The 16,729-nt window shown below is 57.8% G+C and carries 17 protein-coding genes; 15 read left to right on the top strand and 2 right to left on the bottom strand.

What is annotated here, in order from left to right; all coding sequences use genetic code 11:
• Positions 1-64: 64 nt before the first annotated feature.
• Positions 65-1,453, bottom strand: coding sequence for an exodeoxyribonuclease VII large subunit (gene xseA, locus WA411_RS07425; protein ID WP_291907338.1), 1,389 nt, complete (start codon positions 1,451-1,453; stop codon positions 65-67).
• A 192-nt stretch (positions 1,454-1,645) separates the two neighbouring features.
• On the opposite strand from xseA, the gene guaB reads away from it, so the two are divergent.
• The 6 genes from guaB to WA411_RS07395 all read left to right on the top strand — a co-directional run bounded on the left by guaB (position 1,646) and on the right by WA411_RS07395 (position 8,110).
• A complete protein-coding gene (gene guaB / locus WA411_RS07420) occupies positions 1,646-3,109 on the top strand; it encodes an IMP dehydrogenase (protein WP_069183410.1) in 1,464 nt (487 codons plus the stop codon).
• Between the two features lie 62 nt (positions 3,110-3,171).
• Complete coding sequence (gene guaA, locus WA411_RS07415; protein WP_291907342.1) at positions 3,172-4,749, top strand: glutamine-hydrolyzing GMP synthase; 1,578 nt, start codon at positions 3,172-3,174, stop codon at positions 4,747-4,749.
• A 20-nt stretch (positions 4,750-4,769) separates the two neighbouring features.
• On the top strand, positions 4,770-5,273 hold the full coding sequence (tadA, locus tag WA411_RS07410; RefSeq protein WP_291907344.1) for a tRNA adenosine(34) deaminase TadA: 504 nt from the start codon (positions 4,770-4,772) through the stop codon (positions 5,271-5,273).
• Between the two features lie 9 nt (positions 5,274-5,282).
• Positions 5,283-6,278 carry a UDP-glucose 4-epimerase GalE gene (galE, locus tag WA411_RS07405; RefSeq protein ID WP_291907345.1) on the top strand — a complete coding sequence of 332 codons (996 nt, stop codon included), beginning with the start codon at positions 5,283-5,285 and terminating at the stop codon, positions 6,276-6,278.
• Positions 6,279-6,308: 30 nt separating this feature from the next.
• The gene (locus WA411_RS07400) at positions 6,309-7,652 is read left to right on the top strand and encodes a UDP-glucose dehydrogenase family protein (protein ID WP_291907348.1); all 1,344 of its coding nucleotides are present in this window, start codon (positions 6,309-6,311) and stop codon (positions 7,650-7,652) included.
• 23 nt (positions 7,653-7,675) lie between these two features.
• Positions 7,676-8,110 carry an HIT domain-containing protein gene (locus tag WA411_RS07395; protein WP_069183415.1) on the top strand — a complete coding sequence of 145 codons (435 nt, stop codon included), beginning with the start codon at positions 7,676-7,678 and terminating at the stop codon, positions 8,108-8,110.
• Positions 8,111-8,122: 12 nt separating this feature from the next.
• Here the strand turns inward: WA411_RS07395 and fabR are convergent, their stop codons facing one another.
• Positions 8,123-8,740, bottom strand: coding sequence for an HTH-type transcriptional repressor FabR (fabR, locus tag WA411_RS07390; protein ID WP_069183416.1), 618 nt, complete (start codon positions 8,738-8,740; stop codon positions 8,123-8,125).
• A 337-nt stretch (positions 8,741-9,077) separates the two neighbouring features.
• On the opposite strand from fabR, the gene aspS reads away from it, so the two are divergent.
• From aspS to tolA, 9 genes are all read left to right on the top strand, one after another.
• Positions 9,078-10,886: an aspartate--tRNA ligase gene (gene aspS / locus WA411_RS07385; RefSeq protein ID WP_209397034.1), complete on the top strand. Its 1,809-nt coding sequence runs from the start codon at positions 9,078-9,080 to the stop codon at positions 10,884-10,886.
• A gap of 25 nt (positions 10,887-10,911) precedes the next feature.
• A complete protein-coding gene (locus WA411_RS07380) occupies positions 10,912-11,655 on the top strand; it encodes a YebC/PmpR family DNA-binding transcriptional regulator (RefSeq protein ID WP_291907354.1) in 744 nt (247 codons plus the stop codon).
• An 18-nt stretch (positions 11,656-11,673) separates the two neighbouring features.
• Entirely contained in the window at positions 11,674-12,201 is a 528-nt protein-coding gene (gene ruvC, locus WA411_RS07375) for a crossover junction endodeoxyribonuclease RuvC (protein ID WP_069183419.1), read from the top strand.
• A gap of 30 nt (positions 12,202-12,231) precedes the next feature.
• The gene (gene ruvA, locus WA411_RS07370; protein WP_069183420.1) at positions 12,232-12,861 is read left to right on the top strand and encodes a Holliday junction branch migration protein RuvA; all 630 of its coding nucleotides are present in this window, start codon (positions 12,232-12,234) and stop codon (positions 12,859-12,861) included.
• A 132-nt stretch (positions 12,862-12,993) separates the two neighbouring features.
• The gene (gene ruvB, locus WA411_RS07365) at positions 12,994-14,025 is read left to right on the top strand and encodes a Holliday junction branch migration DNA helicase RuvB (RefSeq protein WP_136632189.1); all 1,032 of its coding nucleotides are present in this window, start codon (positions 12,994-12,996) and stop codon (positions 14,023-14,025) included.
• Positions 14,018-14,479, top strand: a complete 462-nt coding sequence (locus tag WA411_RS07360) for a YbgC/FadM family acyl-CoA thioesterase (protein ID WP_209397038.1) — start codon at positions 14,018-14,020, stop codon at positions 14,477-14,479. The genes ruvB and WA411_RS07360 overlap by 8 nt, the downstream gene beginning before the upstream one ends.
• A gap of 3 nt (positions 14,480-14,482) precedes the next feature.
• The gene (tolQ, locus tag WA411_RS07355; RefSeq protein ID WP_291907362.1) at positions 14,483-15,172 is read left to right on the top strand and encodes a protein TolQ; all 690 of its coding nucleotides are present in this window, start codon (positions 14,483-14,485) and stop codon (positions 15,170-15,172) included.
• Between the two features lie 46 nt (positions 15,173-15,218).
• On the top strand, positions 15,219-15,665 hold the full coding sequence (gene tolR / locus WA411_RS07350) for a protein TolR (RefSeq protein ID WP_069183423.1): 447 nt from the start codon (positions 15,219-15,221) through the stop codon (positions 15,663-15,665).
• 79 nt (positions 15,666-15,744) lie between these two features.
• Positions 15,745-16,725 (top strand): cell envelope integrity protein TolA, encoded by a 981-nt coding sequence (gene tolA / locus WA411_RS07345; protein ID WP_291907402.1) that lies wholly within the window; start codon positions 15,745-15,747, stop codon positions 16,723-16,725.
• The last annotated feature ends 4 nt before the right edge of the window (positions 16,726-16,729 follow it).

The raw sequence follows: 16,729 nt of genomic DNA, 5'->3' as shown, positions 1-16,729 counted from the left end.
TTCCTGACAACTTTAGGCCGTTTGAAATCATGGACTAGTAGACCATTGGCTTAGTCTGGGGGCGCTAGGGGCCAGTTTCTTCTGTAGATTTGACCGAAGTCACCTTCGCAGTCATTTCGCCCCGCGCAACTCGGGCTGAGATGGTGTCGCCCGGATTAACGTTTGAGGCATCCCGAAGAATGTTTCCGTTGTTGTCGCGCACGATGGCATAGCCCCGGCCCAGCGTCGCGAGGGGGCTGACAACATTCAGGGTCTGGGCCGCATGTTCCAGGTTGGCGCGGCTCTGTTTCAGATTTTGTTGAATAACGGTAGTCAGTCGCTCGTTCACGCGCTGCAGGGCTTCCTGGCCTTCCGTGAGCTGGCGGCGGGGTGATTGCATGGCCAGTCTCTGGCGCAGGTGGTCATTGCGAACGCTAACGCTCGACAGGCGTTGCTGAATGACCTTCTTCAGCCGCAACTCCAGTTCGTCCATGCGCTGAGCCTTTTCCAGAAGCTCCCTTCTGGGGTCCCGCAACCGCGCTCCCAGATGCCCGAGCTGGGTGCTCAGGCGCTTGAGAGCGAGACCGATGGCGTTGGATAGCCGGGATTCACGCTCCCCAAGCTGTCTGAGCCAGTCAGACTGATCCGGTGAGATCTTTTCAGCTGCCGCCGAGGGCGTTGGCGCTCGCAGATCCGCCACGAAATCCGCAATGGTGACATCCACTTCGTGGCCGACAGCGCTGACGGTGGGAATCTGGCAGGCGGCAATGGCGCGGGCTACCGATTCTTCGTTGAAGCACCAGAGATCTTCCAGAGAACCGCCGCCGCGACCGATGATCAGCACGTCGGCAACGCCGTGGCTCTGGGCGGCCTCAATGGCGCGGACAATGTCGGCCGTGGCCGCTTTGCCTTGTACGGCCGTCGGGTAAAGCGTGATCGGAATGGCGGGGCAGCGACGGGCAAGAACAGTCAGTATGTCGTGTATTGCGGCGCCAGTGGGTGAGGTGACCACCCCGATGTGTCTCGGCAATGAGGGCAGCGGTTTTTTGCGGGCCTGGTCAAACAGGCCCTCGGCCAACAGCTTGCGTTTCAACTCCTCGAAGGCTTGTTGCAGGGCACCGAGGCCTGCCGGCTCGATGTGCTCAACGATAATCTGGAAATCACCGCGGTTCTCATAGAGTGTAACCTTGCCGCGGATTCGTACCTGATCTCCCTCCTTTGGCAATGTCCGGATACGCTGGTTCATTCCCCGGAACATGGCGCAGCGAACCTGGCATTTCCGGTCTTTCAGGGAAAAATACCAGTGGCCGGATGAAGGGCGTGAAAATCCTGACAGTTCGCCTTCCACCCAAACCTGCATGAAGCTGGATTCCAGCAAGTGTCTGGCCTGGTGGTTCAGTTCACTGACGCTCAGTGCCCGGGGGCGGGTGTCCTGAAAGTGCGGCGTTGCCGGTGCTGATCCGTCGTTATACATACGCAATAGCCGAAAAAGGGGAGGGTAAAAATAGCGAAATTTCAAAAAGATGCAATCGAACCTTAAAAACGGGCCGGTTTACTGTCCCCGAGAGCGCCATTATAATAGATCGATTAAGGATTTTGCTTTGCTGTACCGCCGCGGGTACAGCACGGAAATTCCCAACTTAGCACGATCAAAAGGCGGATCCCAATGCTGCGAATTGCCGAAGAAGCCCTCACATTTGATGACGTTCTGCTGGTTCCCGGATATTCAGAAGTTCTGCCCCACGAGGTCAGCCTGCAGACCCAGCTGACCAAGGGTATCACCCTCAACATTCCTCTTCTGTCATCCGCAATGGATACCGTTACTGAGGCGGAGTTGGCTATCGCCATGGCCCAGGAAGGCGGTATCGGCATCATGCACAAGAACATGACCGTTGAGCAACAGGCGGCGGCAGTCCGCAAGGTCAAGAAGTTTGAAAGCGGTGTTGTCAAGGATCCGATCACCGTATCGCCAGAGACCACCGTTCGCGAGTTGGTCGATATCACCATGGCGAACAGTATTTCCGGACTTCCGGTGGTGGACGGCCACGACCTGATCGGTATTGTCACTGGTCGCGATATACGGTTCGAAAGCCGCATGGATACGCTGGTTCGGGACATCATGACACCCAAGGACAAACTGGTAACTGTCAAGGAAGGGGCCAGTCTGGATGACGTTAAAGAGCTGCTGCATCGTCACCGTATCGAAAAGGTTCTGGTTGTTAACGACAACTTTGAGCTGCGCGGGCTGATCACCGTCAAGGATATCCAGAAGGCGAAAGACTATCCGCTGGCTTGCAAGGACGACCAGGGTCGTCTGCGGGTAGGTGCTGCCGTCAGTACCGGTGGCGACACCGAAGCGCGAATTACGGCACTGGCCGAGGCCGGCGTTGATGTCATCGTGGTGGATACGGCTCACGGGCATTCCCGTGGCGTTATCGAGCGCGTTCGCTGGATCAAGAAGAATTTCCCGGATGTGCAGGTAATCGGCGGTAACATTGCCACGTCTCACGCAGCCATCGCCCTGGCAGATGCCGGCGCAGATGCTGTAAAGGTGGGAATCGGTCCTGGTTCCATCTGCACCACACGGATTGTTGCCGGTATTGGTGTTCCCCAGATTTCTGCGGTTTCCAACGTCGCCGCAGCTCTTAAAGACCGTGGCGTGCCACTGATCGCCGATGGTGGCATCCGGTTCTCTGGTGATATCGCCAAGGCGATTGCCGCTGGCGCCCACAGCGTTATGATTGGCAGCCTGTTGGCTGGTACGGATGAAGCGCCGGGCGAAGTTGAGCTGTTCCAGGGCCGGAGCTACAAGGCCTATCGGGGCATGGGCTCGATCGGAGCCATGGGGCAGGGTTCCAGCGACCGTTACTTCCAGGATGCCAGCAAAGGCATCGAGAAGCTGGTACCGGAAGGCATCGAAGGTCGCGTTGCCTGCAAGGGGCCGATGCGCAACATCGTGCACCAACTGATTGGTGGTCTTCGGGCCTCCATGGGCTACACCGGTAGTGCCACCATGGAAGAAATGCGCACCAAGCCGGAATTTGTGCGGATCACCAATGCCGGCATGCGCGAGAGCCACGTCCATGACGTAACCATTACCAAAGAAGCGCCAAACTACCGTATCGGTTAATCATTGCCTTACCAGACGCGGCCCCCAGAGGGCCGCGTTGTTTATTCAGCTCCGAGGACTCCATGGCCCAGAACATTCACGACCACCGCATCCTGATTCTCGATTTCGGTTCCCAGTACACCCAGCTGATTGCTCGCCGTGTGCGGGAGATCGGCGTTTACTGTGAGATCAAGGCGTTCGATATCACCGATGAAGAGCTCAATGAGTTCAATCCCAAAGGGATTATTCTTGCGGGTGGTCCGGAGTCGGTTACTCAACTGGGCGGTCCCCGTGCCCCGAAAGGGCTGTTTGATCGCGGCATTCCGATTCTCGGCATCTGCTACGGCATGCAGACCATGGCAGAGCAGCTCGGAGGTCGCGTGGCCAGCTCCGAGAAGCGTGAGTTTGGTTATGCCCAGGTGAAGGTGCGCGCCAAGGGCCCGCTGTTGGCGGATATCACCGATCATCTGACGCCTGCTGGCGAGTCCCTGCTGGACGTGTGGATGAGCCATGGCGACAAGGTTGTGGCGATGCCGGAAGGCTTTGAGCTTCTGGCCTCCACCGAGAGCGCGCCAATTTCTGCGATGCAGGATCTCAGTCGGAATCTGTACGGTGTTCAGTTCCATCCCGAGGTAACCCACACTCTTCAGGGCAAGCGGATCCTCGAGCACTTCGTCCTCAATATCTGTAACTGTGAGGCTCTTTGGACACCGGCCAAGATCGTGGATGATGCGGTTCAGCAGATTCGTGAGCAGGTCGGCAGTGACAAGGTGCTGCTTGGCTTGTCAGGTGGCGTCGACTCGTCGGTAACAGCTGCGCTGCTGCATAGGGCAATCGGTGATCAGCTGACCTGCGTGTTCGTGGACAATGGCCTCCTGCGTCTTCACGAGGGCGACCAGGTGATGGACATGTTCGCCAGCAACATGGGTGTGAAAGTGATTCGGGTTGATGCCGAAGACCTGTTCCTGTCGAAGCTCAAGGGCGTCAGTGATCCTGAGCAGAAGCGTAAGATTATCGGCAACACCTTTATCGACGTGTTCGACGATGAAGCCGCCAATATCAAGGACGTGAACTGGCTGGCCCAGGGTACGATCTATCCGGACGTGATCGAATCTGCCGCCTCCAAGACCGGCAAGGCGCACGTGATCAAATCCCACCACAACGTTGGCGGCCTGCCGGAAACCATGAAAATGAAGCTGGTTGAGCCCCTGCGGGAATTGTTCAAGGACGAGGTGCGCCGGATCGGTCTGGAGCTCGGCTTGCCGTACGACATGGTATACCGTCACCCGTTCCCGGGGCCGGGCCTGGGTGTTCGCATCCTGGGTGAAGTGAAAAAGGAATACGCCGATATCCTGCGCCGGGCGGATGCCATTTTCCTGGAAGAGCTGCACCGGGCGGATTTTTACCACAAGACCAGCCAGGCTTTTGCAGTATTTCTGCCGGTCAAGTCGGTGGGCGTGGTCGGGGATGCACGCCGCTATGAATACGTGGTGGCACTGCGTGCCGTTGAAACCATCGATTTCATGACCGCCCGCTGGGCGCACCTGCCTTATGATCTTCTGGAAACCGTTTCCAACCGGATTATCAATGAGATCACCGGCGTTTCACGAGTGACGTACGATGTTTCATCCAAGCCGCCGGCGACGATTGAGTGGGAATAAGCGTCAGATGACTGGGTCCGATGTCTAAGGTGGCAGCGGAAGACGAATACTGGATGAATCGCGCTCTGCAGCTCGCAGGTGAGGCCTCAGCAAAAGGCGAAGTGCCTGTTGGCGCAGTGGTGGTTATGGATGGCAAGGAAATCGGTGCCGGATTTAATGCGCCGATTTCCGGATGCGATCCCACTGCCCACGCGGAAATCCGGGCCCTGCGCGATGCTGCTGCTCGAGTCGGCAATTACCGGCTGCCCGATGCCACGCTTTACGTTACTCTGGAGCCCTGTACTATGTGCGTGGGCGCCATCGTTCATGGCCGCATCAGTCGGCTAGTATATGGCGCAGCCGAGCCCAAGGCCGGAGCGATAGAGTCCGCACGCCGAACGCTTGAAGAGCCCCATCTGAACTGGGACGTGACTGCCGTTGGCGGTGTGCTATCCGATCAGTGCAGCCGGGTGATCAGTGAGTTTTTCAGCCGGCGGCGGGCAGAGATCCGGCGTCTGCGCAAACAGAATTCAGGGAAGGAGTAGTTCTCGCCTATGAAAGTCCTCGTTACCGGCGGAGCCGGGTATATTGGCAGTCATGTGGTTCGCCAGCTGGGCCAGGCCGGTCACGACATCGTGGTGTTCGATAACCTCTCCACAGGCTACCGCTGGGCGGTGACTGCTGGCGAACTGGTGGTTGGAGATCTGGCCGATGAAGCGGCAGTGGAGGATCTGTTTTCCCGTCACCGGTTTGAAGCGGTTCTGCATTTTGCGGCCAATATTGTGGTGCCCGAGTCTGTTGCCAACCCATTGAAGTACTACAGCAACAACACCCGAAATACCCTGAACCTCCTGAAAGCGGTCGAAAAACACGACGTACCCTACATGGTGTTTTCCTCTACTGCGGCCGTCTATGGCATGCCTGAGCAAACGGTGCTCACCGAGGATCTGCCGCTGGCTCCGATTAATCCCTACGGCGCGTCCAAGATGATGAGCGAGCGGATGATTATGGATCTGGCTGCAGCCTCCAGTCTCAACTACGTGATTCTCCGTTACTTCAATGTGGCGGGCGCCAATCCAGAAGGGCTGCTGGGGCAGGCGACACCTGAAGCCACGCATCTGATCAAGGTGGCCTGTGAGTGCGTGACCGGCCAGCGTGACGGAATGAGTATTTTCGGTACCGACTACGATACCCGGGATGGCACCTGCATTCGCGACTACATCCATGTGGAAGATCTGGCCAAGGCCCACGTGATGGCGCTGGACTATATGGCCAATGGTGGTCACTCGAAGGTCATGAACTGCGGTTATGGTCGCGGCTTTACGGTTCGGGAAGTGATTGATGTGGTCAAGGCGCAATCCGGCGTTGACTTCCCGGTTACCGAAACCGGCCGGCGCGCCGGCGATCCGGCAGGGCTCATGGCGGACAACACCTTGATTCGCCAGACCCTGGGCTGGCAGCCAGACTACGACAATCTGGATACCATTGTCGGCACCGCTTTGGCGTGGGAAGCGATCTGGCATAAGAAAAAAGCCGACGACACCGAATAACCTTTCAGTACTTGTATCGGGATTTAAAGGATGAAAATAACGATTTTTGGAACAGGGTATGTGGGCCTGGTGACTGGTGCATGCCTGGCGGATGTTGGTCATAACGTTCTTTGTATGGACGTGGACCAGGGCAAGATCGAAAAGCTCAAGAATGGCCAGATTCCCATCTATGAGCCAGGCCTGGACAACATCGTCAAACATACGGTGGAAGCGGGTCGCCTGTCCTTCACAACCGATACAGAAGAAGCGGTTCGCCACGGTACCTTGCAGTTTATTGCCGTGGGTACGCCTCCGGACGAAGATGGCTCTGCGGACCTCCAGTACGTGACCGCGGTTGCGCGCTCCATTGGCGAGCATATGGAGGACTACAAGGTGGTGGTCGACAAGTCGACCGTACCCGTTGGCACCGGCGACAAGGTTCGGGCTGCGGTTCGCGCCCAGCTGGATCGGCGTGGTCTGGAGCTGGATTTCGATGTGGTGTCCAACCCCGAGTTTCTCAAGGAAGGCGCTGCGATAAACGATTTCATGAAGCCTGATCGTATTGTTGTTGGTACCGACAGCGAGAGGGCGGCGGAGCTTCTGCGGGAAGTCTACTACCCGTTTAACCGCAATCATGATCGCATGATTTTTATGGATCTGCGGTCTGCGGAACTCACCAAATACGCGGCCAACTCGATGCTGGCCACCAAGATCAGCTTTATGAACGAAATAGCCAATCTGGCAGAGCGGTTGGGTGCCGATATCGAAGCCGTACGCCGGGGTATTGGTTCCGACCCGCGGATCGGTTACCACTTCATCTATCCGGGGTGTGGCTACGGCGGGTCCTGTTTCCCGAAGGATGTTCAGGCCCTGGCCCGAACCGCCAGTGACTGTGGTTATGAAGCGCGCCTGCTGAATGCTGTGGAAGGGGTGAATTACGCCCAGAAACACGTCCTGTTTGACAAGATCAGTCACTATTTTGGTGGCAAGCTGGAGGGCAAGGTCGTTGCGCTCTGGGGGTTGGCGTTCAAGCCCAATACCGATGATATGCGTGAAGCTTCCTCCCGCACCTTGATGGAAGATCTCTGGAAGGCGGGTGCCAGGGTGCAGGCCTTTGATCCCGAGGCGATGGAAGAAACCCAGCGAATCTATGGTGACCAGGATGGCCTGACTCTTTGCGGCACCAAAGAGCAGGCGCTCAAGGGCGCAGACGTGCTGGCGATTTGCACCGAGTGGAAGGAATTCCGTTCGCCGGACTTTGAATCCATTGCTGCGACCATTCGCGAGCCTGTGGTCTTTGACGGCCGCAATCTCTACGAGCCAGAGATGCTGGAACGTTACGGCCTTATCTACTACGCCATCGGCCGTGGCCGCACGCAGTTCCACTCGGAGTAAATCCAGATAATGGGGAGGGAATCATGAGTGAACCGGCGGTTTTCCGGTTACATGAGCGACTGGAGGCCGACACGATGGGCCTTGGAAGCACCTCGCTGTGTGAAATCCGGTTGATGAACGACAGTACCTGGCCGTGGGTTCTGTTGGTTCCGGCGGTTGCCGGGATCCGGGAGATTTACCAGTTATCGGCGGATCAGCAGCACCAGCTGGTCCGCGAGTCCTCGACTCTCAGTGAAGCGATGATGGAGGTCTTTGGCGGTGACAAGATGAACGTTGCGGCCCTCGGCAACATGGTGCCCCAGCTTCATCTTCATCATATCGTGCGATTCGAGGGGGATCCGGCCTGGCCGGGTCCGATCTGGGGCAAGCAGGCGCCGGTACCTTATACCGATGAGGAGCTGGAGCAGGTTCGGCAACGGCTGGCGCCGGTGCTGGCGGAACTGAAATCGGGCGTTTAAAGCCCGCTCAGATTACGGGCGCTTTGCCAGAGTCTGGGAGCCGACCAGAATCATCCTGAGCTCGGTTTTCAGCTTGGCCTTAAGCTCTTCGCGTTCTTTCGACGTCGCGTCCAGTGCCTCGGCACCCTGGTTGAACACCAGTGTCACCATGGCCTCGGCCACCAGCCTTGCCTCGGAAAGCGGTCTGTTCTGCTCATCGGCGATCCGCCGGAGGTCATCCGCCAGTTCCGTGACAAAATGATCGATCTCGGCCTTCACCGCCGTCCGGAACGGCTTGGATACCCCGGTTCTCTCCCGGAGCATCAGCCGGAACAGGTTCGCGTTGTTGCCCAGATACTCCATGAAGGTTTCCACGGAGGTCGAAATGGCGCTGCCACCGTCCCGGGCAATCCGCTTGCGGGCCTGACGCATCAGTTGCCTGAGCGCTACACCGCCCTCATCCACCAACGCCAGCCCAAGTTCATCAAGCTCCGCAAAGTGCCGGTAGAAGGACGTCGGAGCGATGCCCGCCTCCCGGGCAACTTCCCGCAAGCTCAGGCTCCCAAAGCCTCGATCGGCACTCAGTTGCGAAAGCGCCGCATCCATCAGTGCCCGCCGCGTTTTCAGTTTCTGCTCCGCTCTCGTTGCCAAGGTGAGACTCCATCCCTATGCCGTTTAAAATCAGCATTCTAGCCCTCTAAAATCCGGCAGTCATCCTGCCTTCCAATTTACGCTCCAGGGGCGCCTGATTTTCAGCGTCATTGTGTTTATAATGGGCGGCTTTTCGAGTAAGGTCGCGAGTTAATTTTTGCGATCCAGACATGCTGCAAGCAAGCTGGTGGCGATGGCTTTCCGAAACACGCTGTGAATACATCCATGTACGCTCGGCTCGGCCATCCATGGCTCCGCACGGTTTCGGAAAGCCATCGCCACCAGCTTGCCCAGACATCTGTGATAAACGAACACATTAAACGTAACGGGAACCGGTATGCGCAGTCATTATTGCGGTGGGATTAACGAATCCCACATCGATCAGGAAGTCACACTTTGCGGATGGGTCCACCGCCGCCGTGACCACGGTGGGGTTATCTTCCTGGATCTGCGGGATCGGGATGGTATGTCTCAGGTGGTTGTTGATCCTGATACCCCTGAGAGCTTTGCGCTTGCGGAAAAAGTCCGTAGCGAGTTCGTGATCAAGGTAACCGGTCGGGTGCGTCGCCGTCCTGCCGGCACAGAAAACAACAACATGCCGACCGGGCAGGTTGAGCTTCTGGGCAAGGAGCTGAGCATTCTGAACGCCGCAGCGACCCCGCCGTTCCCGCTGGATGAGCATGTCGACGTTGGCGAGGACGTGCGTCTGCGCTACCGGTTTGTAGACCTGCGTCGCCCGGAAATGATCAACCGCCTGCGTTTCCGTTCCCGGGTAACCAGCTACATCCGTAACTATCTGGACAGCAACGGCTTCATGGATGTGGAAACGCCCATCCTGACCCGTGCTACGCCGGAAGGTGCGCGGGATTACCTGGTGCCGAGCCGTACCCATGAGGGTTCTTTTTTCGCACTGCCGCAGTCGCCGCAGCTGTTCAAGCAGCTGCTGATGGTGTCTGGTGTCGACCGTTACTACCAGATTGCCAAGTGTTTCCGGGATGAAGACCTGCGTGCGGATCGTCAGCCGGAGTTTACCCAGGTAGACATTGAGGCCTCTTTTATTGACGAAGAGACCCTGATGAAGTTGAACGAGGACATGATCCGTTCGCTGTTCAAGGATGTTCTGGATGTAGAGCTGCCGTCCTTCCCGCAGATGCCTTATGCCGAGGCCATGCAGCGTTATGGCAGCGACAAGCCGGATCTGCGGATCCCGCTTGAGTTGCTGGATGTGAACGATCTGGTTGAAGGCGTGGACTTCAAGGTATTCGCCGGCCCAGCCAAAGATCCGAAAGGCCGTGTAGCCGCTTTGCGTGTACCGAAAGGTGGCGAGCTGACTCGCAAGCAGATTGACGACTACACCAAGTTTGTAGGCATCTACGGTGCCAAAGGGCTGGCTTACATCAAGGTCAATGACCTCTCCAAGGGCGTAGAAGGCCTGCAATCCCCGATCATCAAGTTCCTGGGTGATGACGTTGCGCTCGCTATCATGGAGCGCGTGGGTGCCGAAGACGGTGACATCGTGTTCTTCGGCGCGGACAAGACCAATGTGGTCAACGAGGCCCTGGGCGCACTGCGCATCAAGATCGGTCACGATCTGGACATGCTGACGTCCGAGTGGGCACCGCTCTGGGTTGTGGATTTCCCGATGTTCGAGGAGACTCCGGACGGCGGCCTCACCGCGATTCATCACCCGTTCACCGCGCCTTCCTGCAGCCCGGAAGAGCTGGCTGCAGATCCGGCCAACGCGCTCTCTCGTGCCTATGATATGGTGTTGAACGGCACCGAATTGGGTGGCGGTTCCATCCGTATTCACGATGAGAAAATGCAGGAAGCGGTGTTCCGGATCTTGGGAATCGGTGAAGAAGAAGCCCGCGCCAAGTTCGGTTTCCTGTTGGATGCCCTTAAGTTCGGCTGCCCGCCCCATGGTGGTCTGGCGTTCGGCCTGGACCGTCTGGTCATGTTGATGACCGGCGCTACGTCCATCCGTGACGTCATCGCATTCCCGAAAACCCAGAGCGCCACCTGCCTGATGACTCAGGCGCCGGGCGAAGTGGACGAGAAGCAGCTGCGTGAGTTGCATATCCGTCTGCGCAAGCCGTCAAAGCCGGTTGAAGGCAACAAGGCGGAAGCCGGCGAGGGCAATCAGTAAGTCAATGATTTAAGAGAGGAGCTGTATGGCGGGTCACAGTAAGTGGGCCAACATCAAGCACCGCAAGGCGGCACAGGATGCCAAGCGGGGCAAGATCTTCACCAAAATCATTCGTGAGCTGACCGTAGCTGCGCGCCAGGGCGGGGGTAATCCTGATGATAACCCCCGCCTGCGCGCGGTCATCGACAAGGCGCTCACCGCCAATATGAAAAAAGACACCATCGAGCGCGCGGTAGAACGTGGCGCCGGTGGTGGCGATGATGACAACTACGAAGAGCTGACCTACGAAGGCTATGGCCCGGGTGGTGTGGCGATATTCGTGGAAGTCATGACGGATAATAAAAACCGGTCTGTTGCCGAGATACGCCACGCGTTCAACAAGATGGGTGGCAACCTCGGGACCGACGGATCGGTAGCCTACCTGTTCACCAAACAGGGCATCATCAGCTACGGTCCGGAGTGGGAAGAGGACAGGCTGGTGGAAGCCGTTCTCAATGCTGGCGCCGAAGACCTCGCAGGCCAGTACGACGGATCCTGGGAAATTGTCACCACACCCGAGCAGTTTCTGGACGTCAAGGAATCGCTGGTCAATGCCGGGCTGGTACCGGACAATGCCGAAGTAACCATGGTTCCGGCCACGCGGGTTGAGCTGGATCGGGACGGCGCAGAAACCATCCTGAAGCTCATTGATATGCTCGAAGATCTGGATGATGTCCAGAATGTCTACCACAACGCGGATATTTCCGGCGAGATCATGGAATCGCTTTGACCAGTCAGGGGCATTGATGTGGCGATAATTCTGGGCGTTGATCCGGGGTCACGAATTACCGGTTACGGCGTCATTCGGGCGGATGGTCGCCATATCGAGTACATCGATAGCGGGTGTATCCGGGTGGGGGAGAAGCCGATGGCGGAGCGCCTCCAGACCATCTTCCAGAGCCTTGCCACTCTGATCGGTGAGTATCGGCCGGAAGAATTCGCCATCGAGCAGGTGTTCATGGCCCGGAACCCGGACTCTGCACTGAAACTCGGCCAGGCCCGCGGCGCAGCCATCGTCAGTGCCGCCAACAGCGGGTTGGCGGTTCACGAATACTCGGCGAGACAGGTCAAACAGGCGGTGGTCGGCAAGGGTGGCGCTGACAAATCCCAGGTTCAGCACATGGTTCAGGTGTTACTCTCGCTCTCACGCAAACCCCAGGCCGACGCGGCCGATGCACTGGCCATTGCCCTGTGCCATGCCCACATGAGCCAGAGTATTCTGCGGGTCGCCAGTGGCGCCGGAAAGGTCCGAAGCGGTCGCGTGCGACAACAATAAACCGCTCCCAGGAGCGACAGGAGATTCAGCTTGATTGGTCGTATCCGAGGTATTCTGGTTGAAAAGTCTCCGGGCCAGGCGCTGGTTGAATGCGCGGGTCTGGGCTACGAAGTCGACATTCCCTACACCACCTTCTTTCATCTGCCGGAAACCGGCGATGAAGTGACCCTGCACACCCATTTTGCCGTCCGGGAAGACGCCCAGAGTCTTTATGGCTTTGCCTCAAGCCTGGACCGGGACCTGTTCCGCCTCCTGATCAAGGTTAACGGGGTTGGCCCGAAACTGGCGGTTGGCATTCTTTCCGGTCTGGACGCCCAGCAGTTTATACGATGCGTCGAAAATCGCGATTCCGCCTCACTGGTCAAGCTGCCTGGTGTTGGCAAAAAAACCGCAGAACGGCTTCTTATTGAAATGGCAGACCGGATAGGGCAACTTGAAGGGCAATTTGTGCCAACGTCGCCGGAGACGACAGGATTGGGGCAAGTGGGCGGACAGGGTCCGGTTGGCGGCCCGGCGGCCACCGAGGAAGCGGAAGCCGCATTGATTGCTCTGGGTTACAAGCCACAGGAGGCCGCAAAGGCCATCAGCAAGGTCGCCGAAGAGGGCATGAGCAGCGAAACCCTCATCAGACTGGCCCTACGAAACATGATACCGGCCTGATCGCGAAAACCTGTGGTGAACCTGTAGAGAGCGTAACGTGACACCTGCAAACCCCTTTGTACAATTGGGGCTGCGCTGGAATAGCGGGCAAACGTGAGGCACGATGTTGATTCCCACACTATGGGTGATGCCATGATCGAATCCGACCGGTTGATCTCGGCCCGGGCCGGTGAATACGAGGAAGTACAGGACAGGGCCATTCGCCCGACCCTGCTGGCTGAATACGTTGGCCAGCCCACTGTCCGTGAACAGATGGATATTTTCATATCCGCCGCCCGTGGCCGCGAGGAAGCCCTGGACCACGTACTGATTTTTGGGCCTCCTGGTCTGGGTAAGACCACGCTGGCCAATATCATCGCCAACGAAATGGGCGTGTCCATCAAGACAACCTCTGGTCCGGTGCTCGAAAAAGCCGGTGACCTGGCCGCCATGCTGACCAACCTTGAAGAAGGTGACGTTCTCTTCATCGATGAGATCCACCGTCTGAGCGCCGCCGTCGAAGAAGTCCTTTATCCGGCGATGGAAGATTACCAGCTCGACATCATGATTGGTGAAGGCCCGGCTGCCCGATCCATCAAGCTGGATCTGCCTCCGTTCACCCTTGTTGGGGCTACTACCCGGGCTGGCTTGCTGACGTCGCCGCTGCGCGACCGCTTCGGTATCGTCCAGCGGCTGGAGTTTTACAACACAGAAGATCTCACCAGCATCATTCTGCGCTCCGCGCGTCTGTCTTCGGTAGCCGTTGATGAAGCAGGCGCGTTTGAAATTGCGCGAAGGTCCCGGGGTACTCCGCGTATCGCCAACCGTCTGTTGCGTCGAGTCCGCGATTTTGCGGAGGTTCGCTCCGACGGTCGCATTACTTCTGACATTGCCGATCAGGCCCTGAACATGCTTAAAGTGGATAATCAGGGCTTCGACCACATGGACCGCCGGCTGCTGTTGGCCATGATTGAAAAGTTCGATGGTGGCCCGGTGGGTGTCGAGAGCCTTGCTGCAGCTATCAGCGAAGAGCGTGGCACCATCGAGGATGTGCTTGAACCTTTCCTGATCCAGCAGGGCTACATGGTCCGGACGCCGAGGGGCAGGATGGTAACCTCCAACGCCTATCAGCATTTTGGTGTCATTCCGCCGAAGTCGGGCAGGGAGGACGATCTTTTTGGTTGAGCAGGCGCCAGAGGCAGGATTCGAGCTGCCGATCCGGGTCTACATCGAGGACACCGACGCGGGCGGCATCGTATTTCACGCCAAATATCTCCATTACATGGAACGGGCCCGCACCGAGTGGGTACGAAGCTGTGGGGTAGGTCTCAGGGCGGGTCTGGCAGACAATATAAGTTACGTCGTCCAGCGGCTGGATATTCACTATGCTGTTGCTGCCAAGCTTGATGACGAGTTGCTTGTCACCGCCGAACCGGTGGCTTTCGGCCGGGTATGGATGGACTTTCGGCAGCGGGTCATGCGGGCCACCGACCGCAAGCTTTTGAGTGACAGTAATGTCCGGGTCGCCTGCGTTGCGCTGGATACCGGACGCCCGCGGCGTTTGCCCGAAAACATGCAGGAATTGCTGGCCAGGAATGTCCAGCCTAATGAAACGATAAACAGAACGAGCCAGGAGTAAGAAGTGGATTCAGAACTTTCAGTCTGGTACCTCATTGCGAATGCCGGTGTCTTGGTACAGCTGGTCATGCTTTTGCTGGCCCTGGCGTCGATCATGTCCTGGGCACTCATATTCCAGCGCTTGCAGGTATTCCGCAAGGCCAAACGGGCGCAACTGGCGTTTGAAGAGCGTTTCTGGTCCGGTATGGATCTGGGGCAGCTTTATCGGGAGGTGAATGCCGACCCTACGCCGTTTTCCGGCATGGAATCCCTGTTCAGGGCCGGTTTCAAGGAGTTTTCCCGGTTGCGTCAGCAGAGCCGGGACGCCGATGCGGTTATGGAGGGCGCCCAGCGGGCGATGCGTGTAGCGTTCTCGCGGGAGCACGAGCGGCTTGAGACAAGCCTGCCGTTTCTGGCTACGGTGGGCTCCACCAGCCCGTACATCGGTCTGTTTGGTACTGTATGGGGCATCATGAATTCTTTCCGCGGCCTTGCTCAGGTTCAGCAGGCAACGCTGGCCACGGTAGCGCCCGGTATTTCCGAGGCCCTGATTGCGACTGCCATGGGCCTGTTCGCCGCAATACCGGCGGTTATCGCCTACAACCGTTTCTCGGCCATGTCCGATGCTCTGTTGAAAAACTATGAAACCTTCGCCGATGAATTTTCCAGCATTCTTCATCGTCGGGTGCACCAGAGCGAAAAGGGTGCCGCATGATGGCACGGAAATTCATGGGAGTAGATCAGCTTAGGAGCGCTGCTTTATGAAAGGCATGGGAATGATGCCGGAAAACAAGCGCAAACCAATGTCGGAGATCAACGTGGTTCCGTACATTGACGTAATGCTGGTGCTCCTGATCATTTTCATGGTCACCGCGCCGATGCTGACCCAGGGGGTCAAGGTGGATCTGCCTCAGACAACCTCGGACCCGATCCAGGCAGATAAGGATGTTGAGTCCATCATTGTTTCCGTGGATGCAAACGGTGCCTATTACGTCGAAATCGGTGATGAGGGCAGCGACCCCATGACACTGGGGGATTTACGGGAACAGATCTCCAAGATTCTTTCGCAGCGTGCTTCAAGTGAGATTCTGGTTCGCGGTGATGAAAACGTTCCCTATGGCACCGTTGTCAGATTGATGGCGGAATTACAGGGTGCCGGGGCGAGCAGTATCGGCCTGATCACCGAATCACCTCGGGACGACAACTGACAGTGGTGCGGGCAGGAGTGTTGTGAGAGATCACGAGCGGGACGTAACCACAACCGGCATGGCACCGTGGAAATCACCGGTGGCGCTCTCGGTCACGCTGCATGCGTTGATTCTGGGTATTGCGCTGGCGGGTTGGTCGTGGACCAGTACCGACCACGAGCCGCCACCCCGAAGCATATCGGCACGTTTGATTACCCAACAGGAGCCGGAGCCCAGCCCGGTTGTTGAACCAGACGATCAACAGAAGCGCGACGAGGAGCGTCGGGCCGAGGAACAGCGACGTCGGGAAGAGGCTGAGCGGCAGAGGCAAGAGGAAGAAGCCCGTCGTATCGCCGAGCAGAAGCGCCAGGAAGAGCAGAAGCGACTGCAGCAGCAGAAGGAGCAGGAACGCCAGGAAGCCGAGGCGAGGGAACGGGAAGCCCGGAAAGCGCGTGAAGAGGAAGCGGCGCGGAAAAAGGCAGAGGCGGAAGCCAAGGAACGGGCGCGACAGAAAGCCGAGGAAGAGAAGCGTCGTCAGGAAGAGGCCCAGCGAAAAGCGGAAGAAGAGAAGCGGCGGCTGGAAGAGCAACGGAAACGCGAAGAGGCTGAGCGCAAGCGCCAGGAAGAACTGGCACGCCAGGAAGCCGAGCGCAAACGTCTTGAGGCGGAGCGCAAGCTTCGCGAACAGCAGTTGGAGGCCCAGGCGCAGGCGGCCCAAAGAGCTCGGGAAGAAGAGGCGCGTCGCCAGCAGGAGGCGGCTGCCGCAAAAGCCCGGGAAGCCCAGATGTTGTCGGAGAGCGAGAAGTACCAGGCATTGATCCGGGAGCGATTGAGTCAGGCGTGGTATCCGCCATCCTCGGCCACGGAAGATATGACCGCGCGGCTCCAGATTACCCTGTTGCCAACTGGTGAGCTTGCAGGAGTACGTTTGGTTACCAGCAGTGGCAACACGGCTTTCGATAATTCCGCTTTGGGAGCCGTGCGCTCGCTGAGCCGTTACCCGATACCCAATGATCGGGATACCTTTGAACGGTATTTCCGACAGTTTACGATTGAATTCAACCCACGTCGGTTGAGATAAGGAT

It is taken from the genome of Marinobacter sp. CH_CUG1437-1 (assembly GCF_037029655.1).
GTDB classification, from domain to species: domain Bacteria; phylum Pseudomonadota; class Gammaproteobacteria; order Pseudomonadales; family Oleiphilaceae; genus Marinobacter; species Marinobacter salsuginis.
The sequence above is the reverse complement of the archived record's forward strand: the minus strand, read 5'-3'. Positions and strand labels throughout refer to the sequence as shown.